General features: G+C 35.0%; 16 protein-coding genes and 1 pseudogene. 14 read left to right on the top strand and 3 right to left on the bottom strand.

Annotated features, from left to right (window positions below; genetic code table 11):
• Positions 1-3: 3 nt before the first annotated feature.
• Both KKQ79_RS13940 and KKQ79_RS13935 read left to right on the top strand, forming a co-directional pair.
• A pseudogene (locus KKQ79_RS13940) lies at positions 4-1,086 on the top strand (Nramp family divalent metal transporter); the annotation flags it as partial.
• A gap of 93 nt (positions 1,087-1,179) precedes the next feature.
• Positions 1,180-1,713, top strand: coding sequence for a universal stress protein (locus KKQ79_RS13935; RefSeq protein WP_308196694.1), 534 nt, complete (start codon positions 1,180-1,182; stop codon positions 1,711-1,713).
• Positions 1,714-1,906: 193 nt separating this feature from the next.
• On the opposite strand, the gene KKQ79_RS04650 is transcribed toward KKQ79_RS13935, so the two are convergent.
• The 3 genes from KKQ79_RS04650 to hppD all read right to left on the bottom strand — a co-directional run bounded on the left by KKQ79_RS04650 (position 1,907) and on the right by hppD (position 4,475).
• Positions 1,907-2,317 (bottom strand): OsmC family peroxiredoxin, encoded by a 411-nt coding sequence (locus KKQ79_RS04650; RefSeq protein WP_066434354.1) that lies wholly within the window; start codon positions 2,315-2,317, stop codon positions 1,907-1,909.
• Between the two features lie 100 nt (positions 2,318-2,417).
• The gene (locus KKQ79_RS04645) at positions 2,418-3,251 is read right to left on the bottom strand and encodes a helix-turn-helix domain-containing protein (protein ID WP_066434353.1); all 834 of its coding nucleotides are present in this window, start codon (positions 3,249-3,251) and stop codon (positions 2,418-2,420) included.
• A 63-nt stretch (positions 3,252-3,314) separates the two neighbouring features.
• Positions 3,315-4,475, bottom strand: coding sequence for a 4-hydroxyphenylpyruvate dioxygenase (gene hppD / locus KKQ79_RS04640; RefSeq protein ID WP_066434350.1), 1,161 nt, complete (start codon positions 4,473-4,475; stop codon positions 3,315-3,317).
• A gap of 370 nt (positions 4,476-4,845) precedes the next feature.
• On the opposite strand from hppD, the gene KKQ79_RS04635 reads away from it, so the two are divergent.
• From KKQ79_RS04635 to KKQ79_RS04580, 12 genes are all read left to right on the top strand, one after another.
• A complete protein-coding gene (locus tag KKQ79_RS04635) occupies positions 4,846-5,067 on the top strand; it encodes a heavy-metal-associated domain-containing protein (RefSeq protein ID WP_027384830.1) in 222 nt (73 codons plus the stop codon).
• Between the two features lie 35 nt (positions 5,068-5,102).
• Positions 5,103-5,546 carry a DUF3347 domain-containing protein gene (locus KKQ79_RS04630; protein ID WP_082738211.1) on the top strand — a complete coding sequence of 148 codons (444 nt, stop codon included), beginning with the start codon at positions 5,103-5,105 and terminating at the stop codon, positions 5,544-5,546.
• A gap of 66 nt (positions 5,547-5,612) precedes the next feature.
• Positions 5,613-7,913: a multicopper oxidase family protein gene (locus tag KKQ79_RS04625; protein ID WP_066434340.1), complete on the top strand. Its 2,301-nt coding sequence runs from the start codon at positions 5,613-5,615 to the stop codon at positions 7,911-7,913.
• Positions 7,914-8,076: 163 nt separating this feature from the next.
• The gene (locus KKQ79_RS04620; protein WP_066434337.1) at positions 8,077-9,273 is read left to right on the top strand and encodes an MFS transporter; all 1,197 of its coding nucleotides are present in this window, start codon (positions 8,077-8,079) and stop codon (positions 9,271-9,273) included.
• A gap of 182 nt (positions 9,274-9,455) precedes the next feature.
• Complete coding sequence (locus KKQ79_RS04615) at positions 9,456-10,310, top strand: heavy metal-binding domain-containing protein (RefSeq protein WP_219071571.1); 855 nt, start codon at positions 9,456-9,458, stop codon at positions 10,308-10,310.
• 122 nt (positions 10,311-10,432) lie between these two features.
• The gene (locus tag KKQ79_RS04610) at positions 10,433-10,654 is read left to right on the top strand and encodes a heavy-metal-associated domain-containing protein (RefSeq protein ID WP_066434334.1); all 222 of its coding nucleotides are present in this window, start codon (positions 10,433-10,435) and stop codon (positions 10,652-10,654) included.
• A gap of 151 nt (positions 10,655-10,805) precedes the next feature.
• The gene (locus tag KKQ79_RS04605; protein ID WP_066434328.1) at positions 10,806-11,633 is read left to right on the top strand and encodes an RteC domain-containing protein; all 828 of its coding nucleotides are present in this window, start codon (positions 10,806-10,808) and stop codon (positions 11,631-11,633) included.
• A gap of 1,066 nt (positions 11,634-12,699) precedes the next feature.
• Entirely contained in the window at positions 12,700-13,839 is a 1,140-nt protein-coding gene (locus tag KKQ79_RS04600) for a tyrosine-type recombinase/integrase (protein ID WP_213189187.1), read from the top strand.
• Positions 13,840-13,852: 13 nt separating this feature from the next.
• Positions 13,853-14,965: a hypothetical protein gene (locus KKQ79_RS04595; RefSeq protein ID WP_213189186.1), complete on the top strand. Its 1,113-nt coding sequence runs from the start codon at positions 13,853-13,855 to the stop codon at positions 14,963-14,965.
• 70 nt (positions 14,966-15,035) lie between these two features.
• Complete coding sequence (locus KKQ79_RS04590; protein WP_213189185.1) at positions 15,036-15,317, top strand: helix-turn-helix domain-containing protein; 282 nt, start codon at positions 15,036-15,038, stop codon at positions 15,315-15,317.
• Positions 15,305-16,411, top strand: a complete 1,107-nt coding sequence (locus KKQ79_RS04585) for a BT4734/BF3469 family protein (protein ID WP_213189184.1) — start codon at positions 15,305-15,307, stop codon at positions 16,409-16,411. The genes KKQ79_RS04590 and KKQ79_RS04585 overlap by 13 nt, the downstream gene beginning before the upstream one ends.
• Before the next feature lie 576 nt (positions 16,412-16,987).
• A complete protein-coding gene (locus tag KKQ79_RS04580; protein WP_213189183.1) occupies positions 16,988-17,635 on the top strand; it encodes a hypothetical protein in 648 nt (215 codons plus the stop codon).
• Positions 17,636-17,658: the final 23 nt, after the last annotated feature.

Below are 17,658 nucleotides of genomic sequence, written 5' to 3'. Positions count from 1 at the left end.
CTTTGGGTTTTGTTGATGAGTAGCATTATGGGTTTATTGCTCCAGAGCTTGTCAGCAAGGTTGGGCATCGTTCGTAATAGGGATTTGGCACAGGCAAACCGGGAAACATACCCGAAGAAAATAAACTTTATACTGTATCTACTTGCAGAAATAGCTATTGTGGCCACAGACCTTGCTGAAATATTGGGTATGGCGATAGGCTTGCAATTACTTACAGGAATGCCCTTGATTTGGGGTGTTGCAATTACTGCGTTAGATACATTCTTGTTGATGACCCTACAAAAATGGGGAATGAGAAAACTAGAAGCCTTTATTATTGGATTGATATTCGTTATCGGAATGTCATTCCTTGTGCAAATATGGGTAGCTAATCCCAATGTAGGAGAAATAGCGACAGGACTGATACCACACATTCAGAACGATACAGCATTGTATATCGCCATCGGCATTATCGGTGCGACGGTAATGCCACATAATCTATACCTCCATTCTGCATTGGTACAGACAAGAAAGTTTAACCGTGATGACGCCAGCATCAAAAAAGCAATCAAGCTAAATTTTTGGGACAGTGCTATTGCATTAAATATGGCATTGTTTGTAAATGCTGCTATATTAATTCTTGCCGCTACGGTTTTTTACAAAACCGGGCGTTCTGATGTGGCGGAGCTAAAGCAGGCTTACGAGCTATTACCTCAACATTTCGGAAGTAATTTTACAGCCAAACTCTTTGCCGTAGCATTGATAGCTGCCGGGCAAAGCAGTACCATTACAGGTACGCTTGCCGGCCAAATCGTAATGGAGGGTTATCTGCGGTTTAGAATAAACCCTTTATTAAGAAGGCTTATCACGAGGTTACTCGCCATAGTTCCGGCAGCTTTGGTAATCCTAATCAATGGCGAGGACAATGTAGATAGCCTGCTTATCTTCAGCCAGGTGGTATTGAGTATGCAACTGGGTTTTGCAGTTATTCCACTTATACATTTTGTAAGTGATAAAAGGACAATGGGCAAATTTGCCATCAAGCCCTTGATAAAAATAACGGCTTGGGTTATAACAATCCTACTGGTGTATCTAAATTCCAAACTATTAGCAGAGGAAGCATTTAGTTTTTTTGCTACTTCAGGTAACATAGCTTGTAAAAGTTTAATCATTTTGGGTGGGATAGGTTTTATCATTTTGATGGCATATACTACGTTGTACCCATTATTCAGTAGAAAAGCCTTTTGTGAAATAACACCGCACGACAAGCCGGAGCCTTTGCAGCTACAACCATTCGTGCCATACCGGAATATTGCGCTTACTGTGGATTTTAAGACCCTTGACCACAAGGTTATCAACCACGCCATTACGCAGGGCGGTAAAGACAGCAGGTACACGCTCATTCATATCGTGGAGAGTGTGGCATCCGCATCGCACTTTCACGACAGTACCGACGAGGAAACTGTAAAAGACAGGGAGTTTTTGGAGGAATACGCAAAGCAGTTACAGGACAACGGATATTTTGCTGATGCAAAACTAGGCTTTGGAAGGACTGCCAATGCCATTGCCGAAATCGTCAATCAGTCCGGTGCTGAACTGGTGGTAATGGGTGCACACGGGCATAAGGGATTGAAAGATTTGTTGTACGGCGCAACCATAAATCAGGTAAGGCATTTGGTAAATGTACCTGTGCTGGTTATCCCTAAAGAAAACACTGAAATAGTAAAAATTTAACCTTTAAAAATTGATAATATGAATAAACTGAATTGTTGGAAGTGCGTACTGCTATTGTCGTCGCTTCTTGGGTTGTTAATCCAAAGTTCTTAAAGTACTTTATGTAAATATTGCAAACTAAAAAGTCACGGGATATACCGTGACTTTAATTTGATTAAACTAATGAACTCAATCCCCCAAAATTGACCTGATTTTAATTTAAGGTGGCAGTTAATGAAATTTCTAAATTATATGCTTTTCCTACAGGACACATTGCTTTTGACTGTTCAGCGTATTTTAAAAAATCTTCATTGGTTAAACCAGGTATTTCTGCATCCAGTACCAAATCGGAATTAGTAATATCGAAGCTTGTTGCGGTTATAGTACAGGATGTTTCAATTTTCTCTGCCTCTATACCGTTGCTCGTGAGGATATAATTTAATGTCATTGTGTAACAAGCTGCGTGCGCTGCCGCCATTAATTCTTCCGGATTAGTAGCAGTAGTTTCTCCTTCTGCTTTATTGTGTTTAAAAACACTTCTACCAATAGTAGAATGCGATGCATCAAAATTTCCATTTCCGTTTTTAAAATTACCTTGCCATTTAGCTGTGATTTTTGCTTTCATTGTACTCTATTTTTAATTACATAACAAAATTACTGCTTCAGAGAAAGGCTATCAATACACATACTTCACACTTAATAGGACATTTTACCCATAAGTAGGGTTACATTGAATTTCGGAATGTAAGAGGTGAAGAGCCCGTTTGTGATTTGAAAAAGCGAAGAAAATAAGAATAGTCTTCGTACCCGAGATAAACAGCGATTTCTTTAATGCTTAACGTTGTATTGACAAGTAATCTTTTTGCCTGAAGGATAATTCGATTTTTGATAATTGTATTTGGAGCAATCTGTTTTTCTGTTACTATTTTTCGGTTGAGGTTTTTAGGTGTAAGATTGAGCATAGATGCATAATCTGCTACGGAGTGGATAGTTCGATAATTTTGCTCTACCAATTGGCTAAATTTTCTCGCCAGCTCTTTATCGAATGATACGGGGTGATAAATATCGTAGTCCTTTTTTGCAAGAGTTCGGGTAGCAAAAATAACAACCTGCTTGATATAGGTCTTAATCATTTCTTCCGCCCAAAAATCTTTTACCGCAATTTCCTCTTTAATAGAAATAAGTATTTTTTGAAAAATGTCTCTTTGATGTGCGGTGAGCGCTATAAAAGGAAGTTCAAAAACGTTGTCGAAAAGAAGTCCGTCACAAGCAAGCTCTTTATCGTGAAAAGCGATACAATAGAAATTCGGGTTAAAATAAACAATGCTTCCTTCCGAATTTTTAGATATTTTGAATTGTTGCCCTATACTAAAGAAAAGCAATGTACTTTCTTCAAAATCATAGTCAACAAAATCAACATTAACACGTCCTTCTTTTAAGAAAACAATTTTATAATTCTCGTCAAACCAAACTGTGTTGCTTACAATCCCATCTGGCATTCCAAAAAAATCGAAATAACCTATCATTTTATCCTGATTGTTCTCGGTCGCTATATCCATTCTCCTTTTTATATAAACAACAAAGCCCTGAAATAAATCAGGACTTTGCTAAAGTTACAAAAATTATAATGTTCCTCTGCGTTCTTGCTCTCTTTCGATAGATTGGAACAATGCCTTAAAGTTTCCTGCGCCGAAACCTCTTGCACCCATTCTTTGAATAACCTCAAAGAAAAATGTAGGACGGTCTTCAACTGGTTTGGTAAAGATTTGTAACAAATAGCCCTCTTCGTCCGCATCAATCAGAATACCCAACTCCTGCAATTCCTTGATATCTTCTTTAAAGCGGTGCATATGCGCTTTTAAGCGTTCAGGAATGGCATCATAATACGCTTGTGGCGGTCTTGACAGAAATTCAACCCCTCTTGATTTCAGGTCGTTTACGGTCTTTACAATATCATCCGTAGTTACGGCAATATGCTGAACGCCCTCGCCCTCGTAAAATTCAAGGTACTCTTCAATCTGTGATTTCTTTTTGCCCTCTGCGGGTTCGTTTATCGGGAATTTAATTCTGCCGTTACCGTTTGCCATTACTTTAGACATCAGGGCAGAATATTCGGTAGAAACCTGCTTATCATCGAATGACAGGAAGTTCTCAAATCCCATTACATCCTCAAACCATTTTACCCAGGTGTCCATTTGGTTCCAGTCCACATTGCCCACCATATGGTCAATATATTTTAGTCCCGCAGGCGCAGGGTTATATTCGGTTTCCCATTGCTCATAGCCCGGCATAAATATACCGTTGTAGTTTTTGCGTTCGGTAAACATAAAAATCGTTTCGCCATACGCATAAATGCCCGATTGTACCACTTCGCCGTTTTCATCGGTAGTTACAGTTGGTTCCATATAGGCTTTAGCACCTCTTTTCGTGGTTTCTTCAAAGGCTTTGCGGGCATCTTCTACCCAAAGACCCACTACTTTGATGCCGTCGCCGTGCTTCTTTACGTGTCCGTTAATTTCGGAATTAGAGCGCATCCCGGTCGTTAATACCAGTCTCACTTTGTCCTGCTTTACCACGTAAGAAGCCCTGTCCTGTAAGCCTGTTTCCAGTCCGGCATACGCCAACGACTGAAACCCGAAAGCTGATTTGTAATAGTGAGCAGCCTGTTTCGCATTGCCTACATAAAATTCCACGTAGTCTGTTCCTAAAATCGGTAAAAAATCTTGTGCGCCCTCGAATATCTTATCCAAGCCATATTCGACGTTCTTTAAATCGTTTGTCATTATATATGATTTTTAAAAATTATGTTATGTGTGATTTTGCAATAAAGATTGTTGCACAAAGAAGATTTGTGCAATCGTGTTGGGGTTGGGAACCCGAAGCTACAACATAGCCCGATGCAAAACGGAGAGAAAGGTTTTGATAGCCATTTTATAAAACAGTTAGCGTTATACTTCGATAAAAGTATTCCGCTTATTCTGAACGAGCACTATAATCAGTAAAAGTCATAAAACAAAGCCGGAATATTACAAGCGGAACCGTTTTTGAAATGCAATCAGTAAATATCATAAATCAAACAAGGAATTTCACAAACAGCTTAGCGCATTATCTACCGATTTTTGTATCAGCAAAAACAAATAAAAGTTCAAGACAATGGAAAGCAAAAATCTTCAATTCAAGACAAACCTTAATTGCAGCAACTGTGTATCAAAAGTGCAGGCAGATTTAGATAACGCAGGCGGTATCTGCGAATGGAACGTTGATACGACCAACGCCGATAAAATCCTGACTGTAAAAGCAGAGGGCATTACCGAAGACGAGGTTGTCGCCATCATCAAGAAAAAAGGGTTTAAAGCTGAACCCATTTCAGAATAATCAGCCATTCACTCATTATTAAAAAGGATAAAAAAATGAAAAAGTTAATAGTAGCAATGACCGTAATGTTGTTTGGATTTTCTGCCTTTGCGCAAAATACAGGCAACCTGCTGAACAACTACATCAGCGTAAAAAATGCTTTGGTAAGCAGCGATAGTAAAGCGGCAAGCACCGCCATTAGCGCACTGAACGAAGCCGTTAAGAGCGAGGGCGATTTTGCACAGAAAGCAGAATTGCAGAAAGCCACCGACAAATTAAGTAAGGCAGGTAACAACCTTGAAAAGCAAAGAGCCGCTTTCAACGAAGTATCAACCGTACTGTGGAAAGTGGTAAAATCATCAGACAAAGTAAACCAACCCGTTTACTACCAATATTGCCCGATGAAAAAAGCATATTGGTTAAGCAAAGAAAAGGAGATTAAAAATCCTTACTACGGTTCTTCTATGCTTACTTGTGGTAAAGTTACCGAAACTAAATAATAACCCACAAAGGCATTGCTCAATGGGCAATGCCTTTTAATCTTTATAACCAATGCGATTTTTAAAATGGATAATCAAAAATTTCTTTACAAAAAGCTGTTGCCGCTAACCCTGTTGGCAATCTTTATATCACAAGTCAGCATTGCACAAAAGGTAGTTCATTACGACCTGTATGTAAAAGATACGCTTGTAAATTATGCGGGCAAGGAAAAGAGGGCAATTGCTGTAAACGGGCAAATCCCGATGCCCACGCTTGAATTTACAGAGGGCGACACGGCAGAAATCGTAGTGCATAACCAGTTAAAAGAAAGTACATCCCTGCACTGGCACGGCTTGTTCCTGCCGAATAAGGAAGACGGCGTACCTTTCTTAACGCAAATGCCGATTGAGCCGGGCGCAACTTATACTTACCGATTTCCGATTATTCAGAACGGAACGCATTGGTATCACTCACATTCGGGATTGCAGGAACAGATTGGAATGTACGGCAGCTTTATAATGCGCAAAAGGGCTGATGATAAAACATTTAGGAAAGGAATTGACGATTTACCGGAAATTCCCATAATGCTAAGCGAATGGACGAACCTGAAGCCCGAAAATGTACACCGTATGCTGCACGCAGCAAGCGACTGGTTTGCGATAAGGAAAGGCGCAACACAAAGCTACGCCGAAGCCATTAGAAGCGGAAAATTCAAAACCAAGCTGAACAACGAATGGAAGCGTATGTTGGCAATGGACGTGAGCGATGTGTATTACGACCGTGTAATGATGAACGGTAATCATCATACCGATTTAAAAAGCATTGACGGCAAGCCCTTAAAAGCAGGCGATAAAGTACGTTTACGCATTTCCAATGGGGGTGCATCGTCTTACTTTTGGCTGCGCTATGCAGGCGGTAAAATTACCGTAGTGGCGAGTGATGGCAACGATGTGGAGCCTGTGGAAGTGGACAGGCTGATTATTGCTGTATCGGAAACTTACGATGTGGTTGTTACCATTCCCGAGGACGGCAAAGCCTTTGAATTTATGGCAACCACCGAAGACCGTACCCAATCCACAAGCTATTTTATTGGCAACGGTACAAAACAATTGGTCGGGGAAATGCCACGCCTGAAATATTTTGAGGGTATGCAAATGATGAACGATATGATGAAGATGAACGGCGACCTGGAAGATATGGGAATGAATATGAGCCTGAACCAAATGGATATGAACGTAGTGATGTACCCGGAGATTACAGGCGAGGAAAAGAGCAAAAAAAACAAGGGTACAGCACCGTCTATGGAGCATCACGGCGACCATAAGATGAATAGCGACGAAGACCCCAACCGTTATAATGCTAATGCGTTGAGCGACATTAAAACGCTCAATTACGCAATGTTGAAATCGCCGCATAATACCACGCTTCCGGCTGATGCCCCGGTTAAGGAACTGAAATTTACCTTAACGGGAAATATGAACCGTTACGTTTGGAGTATGGATAACAAGGTTTTGGCAGAAACAGATAAGATACCTGTTAAAAAAGGCGAAGTATTGAGGATTACGATTTATAATAACTCAATGATGCGCCACCCGATACACCTGCACGGTTTTGATTTCAGGGTGCTGAATGAGCACGGCGAAAATGCACCGATGAAAAACATCATCGACATTATGCCGATGGAAACCGATACGATAGAGTTCCTTGCGAATACCGAGGGTGATTGGTTTTTCCATTGTCATATCCTGTATCATATGATGGCAGGTATGAATAGGGTTTTCGCTGTGGATGATTACAAAAATCCGTATTTACCCAATAAGGAAAAAGCATATAAAATGTTGCAGCGTGAAAGCAATATGCCACATTTGATGGCTCAAAGTGATTTTGCGACCAATGGTATTGACGGAGAAGCAATGTTGATGAACGCCCGTTACAGTTTGGGTACGGAATGGCGTTTAGGCTATAATGATATGCACGGCTATGAAGTGGAAACGCATTTGGGACGTTACATTGGTAAAATGCAATGGCTGATGCCTTTTGTCGGTTTCGATTGGCGATACCGCAGAATGGGAATGGACGAGCACGAGAAAAACCTCTTCGGACAGGTTAATAAAAAAGACAACCGAGCTGCTGTGAGCTTAGGGGTAATGTACACCTTGCCGATGTTGGTCAACGTACAGGCAGAAGTTTACCACGACGGTATTTTCAGGGTATCATTGATGCGGGAGGATATACCTATCTCCAGACGGTTAAGAGCCGGGTTTATGGTCAATACCGATTTGGAATATATGGCAGACCTGCGGTACATTTTGACGAGGCATATCGGTATCAGGGCGCACTATGATAGTGATATGGGCTTTGGTGCAGGACTTTCGCTCAATTACTAAAGGATTTCATTCATAAAATAGACAAAGGTTGTAGCGGTTATGCTATAACCTTTTTGCATTTACAATACCAGACTAAATCAGTAAACCTCACAAATCAAACAAGAAATATCACAATAGGCAGCCCGAAACAAATTGCCAATTTTGCATCATAAATTTTAAGATTATGACAGCAAAAATAAAATGGAACAACGTGTATCTACTGTTTACCTCGCAGGCGTTGTTCCAGACTGCATCCATATTGGTCATTACACTTTCGGGTGTGGTAGGCTTACAAATGGCTCCCGATAAAAATCTGGCGACCTTACCATTGGCAATGATTACCGTAGGTACGGCAGGTATGATGATACCCGCATCCCTCATTATTAGAAAATTAGGTCAGCGCAATGCCTTTATGATAGGTACACTGATAGGTGTTTTGTCGGGTTTGGTTTCGTGGTACGGTATTATCCAAAATTCCTTTTGGCTGTTTTCAGTGGGTAATATGCTCATTGGTACTTATCAAGGCTTTTCGCAATACTATCGTTTTGCGGCGGCTGATGCCATTCCCGACTATGCGAAAAGCAAGGCAATTTCTTTTGTTATTGCAGGTGGCATTGTTGCAGCATTCGCAGGACCCAACTTAGCGAGGTTTACGCAGCATTTAGGGGCGGTTCCTTACGCTTATCCCTACTTTTCTATTATCCTGTTAAGCGTGGTCGCTTTGGGTGTTGTTTCCTTTTTAAAGCTGCAAAGAACATCTGCGGTACAAACCAATGAAGCGGTAAAGAAAGGTCGCCCGTTAAAAGAAATCATTAAGAATAAAGATACCATACTTGCAATACTGGCATCATCTACCGCATTTGCCGTAATGGGAATGTCTATGACTGTTACCCCGATAGCAATGCACAGCGTAGGGCATTCGTCCGACAGCTCCGCAACGGTTATCCAGTGGCACGTATTAGGTATGTTCCTGCCGTCATTCTTTACAGGTATGCTTATTCAGAAATTCGGCGTTTACCGTATCATTATTTCCGGTTTGGCGATTTTGTTCCTGTACATCATCATTGCCCTGATGGGAACAGGCTTTGCGCATTTCGTTTCCGCATTGTTCATCGTGGGCTTAGGTTGGAACTTCCTGTTTATCGGCGGTTCGTCATTGCTTACCAAAGTGTACCGTCCCGAAGAGAAAGAAAAAACGCAGGCTTTCCACGATTTCACGGTTTTTGCAGTAATCAGTATTGCTAGCTTCTTTGCAGGCAGCCTGTTTAATTACTGGGGTTGGAATGGCGTAAACATTGTACTGATACCGATGCTTATCATCACATTGATAGCGGTTATCAGGATTGTAATGAGCCAAAAGAACAGCGTTAGCAATCAGTAAAAATCGTAAATCAAACAAAGAATATCACAATAGATACAACCCATTTAATGCGGAAATTTGTATTGTAATAAGAGAGATAAATAAATGAATAATTTAAAACCATATTACTAAGCACGGTTGTTTCACTGGCAGCGTTATCTGCCTGCAACAATTCAGAAAGTAATAATAAAAAATCAGAGGATATGAATGCACATCAGCACGCAAATCACGACAGCGCATACGCTTGTCCGATGCACCCGGAAGTAAAAGGAAACAAAGGCGATAAATGCCCTAAATGTGGTATGGCTTTGAGCCCTGTTAATAAAGAGAAAAGCCAGTATGAAGTAAAAGTGGCTGCCGACCCGCAAAATGTGGAAGCAGGTAAACCAACTAATCTATCCATCGCCATTAGTGAACACGGTAAAAATGTACCGTTGGAAGTAGTGCACGAAATGAAAATGCACCTTTTGGTAGTGAATGAAGAACTGACCTGGTTTGACCATATCCACCCCGAAGAACAGGCAGACGGTTCTTATAAGGTTTCAGAAACATTCCCTACAGCAGGTAAATACCTGTTATTTACCGACTACAAACCGAACGGAGCCGAGGGAGAGGTCAATAAGCAAACCATTGAGGTAAAAGGTACGGCAGCAACACAAACAGCCGATTTAAAGACAAAATTGGTTTCAACCGTAGATGGTTTTACGGTAACGCTGCTTAACGGCGAAGACTTTAAAACAAACAGAAATCAGGGCTTGCAATTTTCGGTAGAAAAGGACGGCAAGAAATTAGAGGAAAAGGATATGCAGAATTATCTCGGAGCGACTGCCCATATCGTAATGATAAGTAAAACTAATAAGGATTTTCTACATATACACCCGGTATCAAAAGAGAATTTCCCAATCTATGCCGAAACGCTTATCAAAAAAGCAGGGCTTTATAGATTGTGGGCACAGTTCAAAATAAACAATGTGGTACATACGGCAGATTTTACTATTACCGTATCAGAAGGCGAAAAATCGGTAGAAGACCACAGCCACCACACGCACAACCATTAATAGTCTGTAACAGGAAAACAGTAAAAGTCACAAATTAAACCCGGAATATCACAATAGCAGACTTCGGGATTATGTTGAATTTTGCGACAGTTCAAAACAATAGTAAATAAGTTTAAAAAAATATGGAAAATACAGAATTTCAGTTCAAGACCAATCTTAATTGTGGCGGTTGTGTATCAAAGGTAAAAGCGGATTTGGACAGTACCGACGGTATCTGCGAATGGAATGTAGATACAGCCAACAATGACAAAATTTTAACCGTAAAATCAGAGGGTATAACACAAGATGAAATAGTTGCCATCGTTAAGAAAAAAGGCTTTAAAGCAGAACCATTAGTGGTTTAATCTCTTAGCCCTATCCAGTTTTAATTAAGGATAGGGCTCTCTTATACTCAATCAATACATACTAAAATGAGGCAATTTATTGTGGGCTATCTGCAATTGCTGCCTCATTTTGTGCTTTTTAATTGGTTTCATACTTTAAATTTCGCTTTCGATGACAAATTATTACCAAACTATAATAAACGAATTAGACGATAGAATTAACGAATTGACCTATGAGCCAAGTAATTCATTGATATCGTATGAAAATGCAATTATATTAGTCTTGCAGAAACTTGAGGAGATAAAAAAATACATTAAGAAGAATGGATTTAAAGATGATGAAGCCGAAATACTTTTTTTCAAACAGCTAAAGCCTCAATTAGTATCGAAGCTCATCTACTTCAATGCCATTTACAAGATTGAAACAAAAAGACCACGAGGCGGCGATAAAATCATCAAGAAATATCTGAATGTTGAGCTTTCCAAAATCAAGAGGTATTTCGATGCTAATTTGGAATTTTACAAGTATTACAGAACCAACAGCACTCATCTGGACTATAAATTCTTTTTACGTGGCAAGCACGATATAAAGTTGAGTTTAGACACCTATTATTTTGAAGCAGACCATAATTTTGCAACCTCGCACGATTACAAGGTAGCTAAGATTATTGCCAACGACTTGATACAGGTTTACCTCGAAGACCAGTTGAGCAATAACAATCAGAGAAAGCTACTTGAAACGCCTCCCCTAAACTGGACAGGTAGTAAAACTTCACTCATTGAGTTGATTTATTCGCTGCATTCGCAGGGTTCAATTGACAATGGTAATGCAGATATAAAAATCATCGCCAAGACTTTTGAAAATATATTTAATATTGACTTAGGGGATTTCTACCATTCCTATTTGGAACTGAAAGGCAGGAAGATAAACCGAACAAAGTTCCTCGATAGTCTTCGGGATGCACTTATCAAAAGGATGGACGAGCAAGACGAAAAATAAAGGTAAAGTTTCACTGCTTTACCTTTATTTTTTATACATTTGCAGTAATGATTTACAAGGTAATTGAATGAAAGCAAGTGTAGTAAGCACCATTACTAAATCGTTACCGATAACTCTTTCGGTTCTTGTAAACTACTCTTTATTAGTCAGTTTTGACTAAATTAATCTTTTTATAAAAAAATCAGAATTAGAATTTATTTAGTTATAAATTTAAACTATAACTCTAACATTTAAAATTTTCGATGTTATAACTTCAAAAATCGATTCAATTTAAATTTTAATGTTCTAATACTTTTAATAAATTTCTTAATGCTCTACACATCTTAAAAATTGTAATGGTGTTTTAACGTTTATTTTTTAATATCTTTTTTTCATAATTTTTATTTGTTAAAATTTCAACATATATATTATATATATAATATAAATATACTACTATAAAGTATAGATATATAACACATATAATATAAATATACTGCTATAAAGTAGAGATATATAATTATACTATATTGTAAAGAGAATAAAAGAGAATAAAAGAGAATAAAAGAAAACAAATAAATTAAAATCGGCAAAAAATCGTTAATTTTTAGATTTATTAATGAAAATTGAGTAGTAGATTTTAAACCACAGAGGAGTTTACTACTGTGAGGTTTAAAATTTAGAAGTTAATTTTCAATTTTGTTGATGATTAAAATATCAAATTATAGTGTAGAACAAAAATTTAGACATGTTCTCAACCATGAAAATACAATTAAGATGAATTTTGTGTTTAAAAATTTTTAATATTTAAAACAAAGTAAAATAAGTTTTTAGAAATTAATTATCTACAAAAGAATTTAAACCACAACTAAACTTTATAGTTGTGGTAATTTTTTTTAAAATATTTGGTAAAAAGTAAATGCGATCTATAACTGCTTAAAGGCTGTTAGAATGTGGTTAGTTTCTTATATAGAAAGTAAACTTGGAAAATTTAAAATATAATAATTAGGTTATTACCACTTGGTTACTGTTGCTTCCGAATAGACTTAGGAGGAATGTTACATCATAATTAGTAACAAAACCTAAGAAAATGAAAGTTTATTTAAAAATTAGAGAAGGAAAACTTAGTAAGAAAAGTATAGAAAAAGGACGTGTAAAAATGAATAGTTTATTTTTGATGTTCCACGATAGTTTAACTCAAAAAAGAAGTTATGAATTTTTAAAACTTTACATCTATGACAAGCCTAAAACTATAATTGAGAAAGATCATAACAAAGAAACATTACAACTTGCTGAATCTATTAAAGCTCAAAAGGTATTGGAATTTAATTCGAGAAAACATGGATTTGTAAGTAGTGCGAGTGGTAAGGTTGGATTTCTTTGCTATTTCAATGAATTAGTAGAAAAAAGATATGATACAGAGGGAACTTATGGGAATTGGTTTAGTACGTTGAAGCATCTAACAATTTTTTGTAAAGGAGTAGATATTCAGATTTCAAAAATAGATGAAACATTTTTGGAAAATTTTAAGGAGTATCTTTTGAAAGAAAAAATATCTAATAACGGAGGAAGATTATCACAGAATACGGCGTTATCTTATTTCAATAAAGTTAGAACTGCACTGAAAGAAGCTCATAGAAATAAAATAATTTCTGAGAATCCAGTACTAAGAGTTAAAACTATAAAGGAGAAAGAAACCAACAGAGAATATCTTACTCTGGAAGAATTGCAGAAGTTAGTAAAAACCGAATGTGAAGTGCCGATTTTGAAACAATCATTCATTTTCAGTTCACTCACAGGATTGAGATTTTCTGATGTGAAATCTTTGAAGTGGAAAAATCTATACTATGATTCCGAAAATGGTTGGATTTTGAAATATAGACAACAGAAAACTAAAGGAGTGGAAAATCTTCCGATAAGTGAACAAGCAGTAAAACTACTTGGAGAAAGAAAAGATGATGATGTATTGTTGTTTGAAAATTTAACGTATAGTGCCTACCACAACAAAAAATTACACAAATGGGTAAAAGAATCAGGAATCGATAAACACATAACTTATCATAGTTCACGACATACTTTTGCTACATTACAACTAACGATGAATACAGATATTTATACAGTTAGTAAATTATTAGGACATCGACATCTAAAAACAACAGAAATCTATGGAAAAGTGATTGATAAAAAGAAGATAGATGCTGTATCTAAAATTCCTGATTTATATTTGTAGAAAATATGAATTTATGGATTTTTTCGAAGAGAGTAAATATATAGAATCTAAAAAAAAATTTGATGTAGGGAAAATATCGTTGAAAATAACTACGAGTAAACTACATACTAAAGATTATATCAAATCTATTGAAAGAAAATTTTATAAAATTGAAGATTACGGAGAGAAACTATTGTTTTGGAAAAAGAATAATCTCTCTCCGCTTAAACTTCAATATGAATTCATAATTCATGATGAGAATAATAAACAGTTTAAACCTGTAATGTCAATCACACCCGAAGGAAATAAAGAAAAATTACAATATTTGAATTGGATTATTGAAGAATGTTATCAGGAGTACTCTAACAATTCAAAAAAATATAATTTCGACACAGTCCCTTTTGAACTTCTTAAAAATCGTTTTTTTGAATCAAAAGAAAGTCGATCAAAATTAATAGTATCAGAAGAAAAAATCACAAAGGATAGAATCAAAAAAACTGGAGTGAGTGAAGATGTTTACAAGTACATTAAACTCAAACAAAGAGAACCCAATGTTTTGTCAGATTTAGAAATTTGTAAGGGAGAAAAAATGGTTATTTCTTTACAAAACTTCGCTGTTGAATTATCCTTTGTTTATGATTACATCAGATATTTGATTTTTCTAAAATCACAAAATAAAAAAGAAATTTCGATTGATGAAGTTTTTTATGAAAACAAAACCTTTGCATCAACTTATGACATTCCTAAATTGATGAACATACATTCTTTATTAGAGGAAGAGGGAATTATTCAAAAGATAGATTTCGAAGAATTCAAATTAATTTTTACAGAAACTCCTTTTAAAGATATTAAAAATAAAATTGTGTGGTTACCAAAATCAACTCAAGGAGTTGATTGGGATAGTTTAGTAATTCTTCTAAAAAATATATGTGGATTTTCAAATACATCTTTTAACAATCGTACAATTATAGAAATTACGGAAAAAATTGGAAGATGTTTTGAATCCGTAAATGAGGAAAAAAAAGGTTTTAATTATAGTAATAGTGTTCCACGTTCTATAAGACGTTTGAGTGAAAACAATTTCAAACCGAATAGAACAAATAAAACTTTTCAAAAAATAGAAGATATTTTTTCGAAGATTTTCTAATGCATAAACTGTGCATTACACCGTCATTCCAAAATTGAAATTTTACAACATAATTAAAAATTAAAAAATTATGATTAGTGAAAATTCAAAAAAAGAAGTTTTAGATTTCTTAAAAATGAGAATGCTTAACACAAGAGAAGCAGCAATGTACTTAGGATTAAGCGTAATAACGGTTAGAAGAAAAGCAGGGAATGGTGAAATTTCTTCATACCGCCCAAACAAGAAAAATCTATATTTTAAAATTTCAGATTTAGATAATTATTTGTTATCAAAACACCGAAATAGTTTAGAAAAATCAGGAGAGGTAGCCGCAACGTTAAATTTTAAAATTTCTAAGAAATGGAAGATTTAGTTTTTGATATTTGGGAAAGTTTTTCAAAACGTATTGACTCTATCACATTTCCAGAATTTGTACATCAAATTAGAACAGGAAAGTACAAAAAAGAGGTTGAAAAAGTAAGAGATGAATTTTTTTATAAAGGAAAAACTGATTTTTATAAAAATTATAAAAAAAATATTTCAGCGATAACATTTAGCGGAAAATTCGGAGTTAGCAGAAGTATTGAGCACTTAGTACAATATTATCCTTTAATGATTTTAGATATAGATAACATTGAAAACGAAGAAAAACTTCAGACTATTTTTAAGAAATCAAAAGAAAACAAATTTGTTTACTCTGTTTTTCGTTCATTAACAGGTAATGGATTAAAAATAATTGTTAAAACAAACAACAAAGATTTTAAAAAGCATTCTGAATTTTATAAAAATTTAGTTAATTATTTTGAATCTGAACTGAATATAGAATTAGATAAATCAACTTGTGATGTTCCACGTTTATGTTTTTATTCTGATGATCCAGACATTTATTATAACAAAAAATCTGAAATTTTTATTTTTGAAACTGAAAATAATTATGAGAGGACCAACATTGATGAAGATGATAATATTTTCATGTTAGAAATGGAAGAAATGATTGATTTTACGGAGAAAAGACAAAAATATGAAGTTGGAAACAGAAATAATTTTATTAAACTATTGAGTGACAACTGCTCTAACCATGGGATAAACAAGTCTAAAGTTTTAGAATTTTGTTTGAATAAATTTGTTGAAGTCGATTTTGACGAATATGAGATTATGATTACAATTGAAAATTCATATGAAAAAAATTCTGAATACTTTGGAAGCTGGAAAAATCGTCTGAATAAAGAAGTTAAAAAGAAATTAGAATTAAAAAATAAATCTAAAAATAAAATTAAAAATACTGAAATTAAATCAAAAGACATCACATTCAAGGATAGTGTTTTCCAAGAATATTATGATGATTTAAGTAAAAGTTTTCCTGAAAAATATTTTAATTTTATAAGTAGTCTAAAATCAGAAAGGGAAAAAGATATAGTAATTCTGTCTATAATGACAGTGTTAAATTCTATTTATCAAATAGAATAGTTGTAAAGATTAGAACTAATTTATATATTTACAATACTAAAAAAAATAAAATTATAGAAATAAAATTATAGAAATAAAATTGTAGAAAATATTCAACATTAGCGAACTGATTTCTGTCTTTGAAAAGTCGAAATTTTAATATCCACAGGAAAAAGTTTAGCAAATGTTCAAGTCTATGGCTTGAGCGTTGCTTTACTTTGTGGATAAGGGCTTCGACTCCCTCAAAGACAGGTAGAGATAACGTCTCAGGCCTGTTTTTTTGTATTGCAAATTACTAATTTACGGTTTTCAGTAAAAAATGTTAAAAAAGAATTAATAATATTGAAAACTTAAAAATTATGTGGATTGTTTATTTGATTTTAATGATAATAAAAGGAATTAGTTTCTTCATTGGTTTATCTATGATAGTAAGGTTAATATTACTTCCAGGCTTCGCAAATTTATATTTTGAAGGTAAACGAAAAAATGAACCGATTTTGAGAAATAATATTCTTATGACTATTGTATGTTGGTTGATATTTTATTTTATGGGTGTTTTTGGAATTAACATTTTATAATATTTAAAACTTAATAGCTATGAAAAAAATAATTTTATTTTTTGTACTGATAACTTTATTTTCGTGTAAAAAGGGAAGTTTATTAGAGGGAGTTTACGAATATGAACCAAATAAAGAGAACAAAGAAAATTTTTTTCAGATTGGTAGAGAGATGGGATGTTCAATGATTGGTAGATTTGAATTCAAAAATGGAAAATGTTATTTCAATGTATTGGGAGTTGAACAAAGATTAGACTATGACATTGAAAACAATATTATTTATCTTAAAAACTACAGTGGAGAGGGCGGTGAAACAGGATTAACAATTATAGATAATAATACGATTAGTTTTATGGGATGCACTTTTAAGAAAAGGGAAAAAGTTTCAAATTTAAAATCAAATAATTTTGATGAAACAAGAGATGAAATTACAACATCCAAAGAGAATAAAAATGAAATAATAGATCCAAGAATTGCTTTAAGAGACACTATTAAAATTTATACATATTATTCGAACAAAGAAATAAATGAAATAAAAAAAGAGCTTAATAAATTTGATGTTAAATTTAATGAAAATGCATCTTATGCATATTTAGAAGAATATGGTAGTTTATGTTATTTGATAGAATTAGAGAAGATGAAAAATAAAATTAAAATTACTTATAGTTATGAGTGTTGTGATTTATAAAAAAATGAGAAATATATTTAAAA

It is taken from the genome of Cloacibacterium caeni (assembly GCF_907163125.1).
Taxonomy (GTDB): Bacteria; Bacteroidota; Bacteroidia; order Flavobacteriales; family Weeksellaceae; genus Cloacibacterium; species Cloacibacterium caeni_B.
The sequence above is the reverse complement of the archived record's forward strand: the minus strand, read 5'-3'. Positions and strand labels throughout refer to the sequence as shown.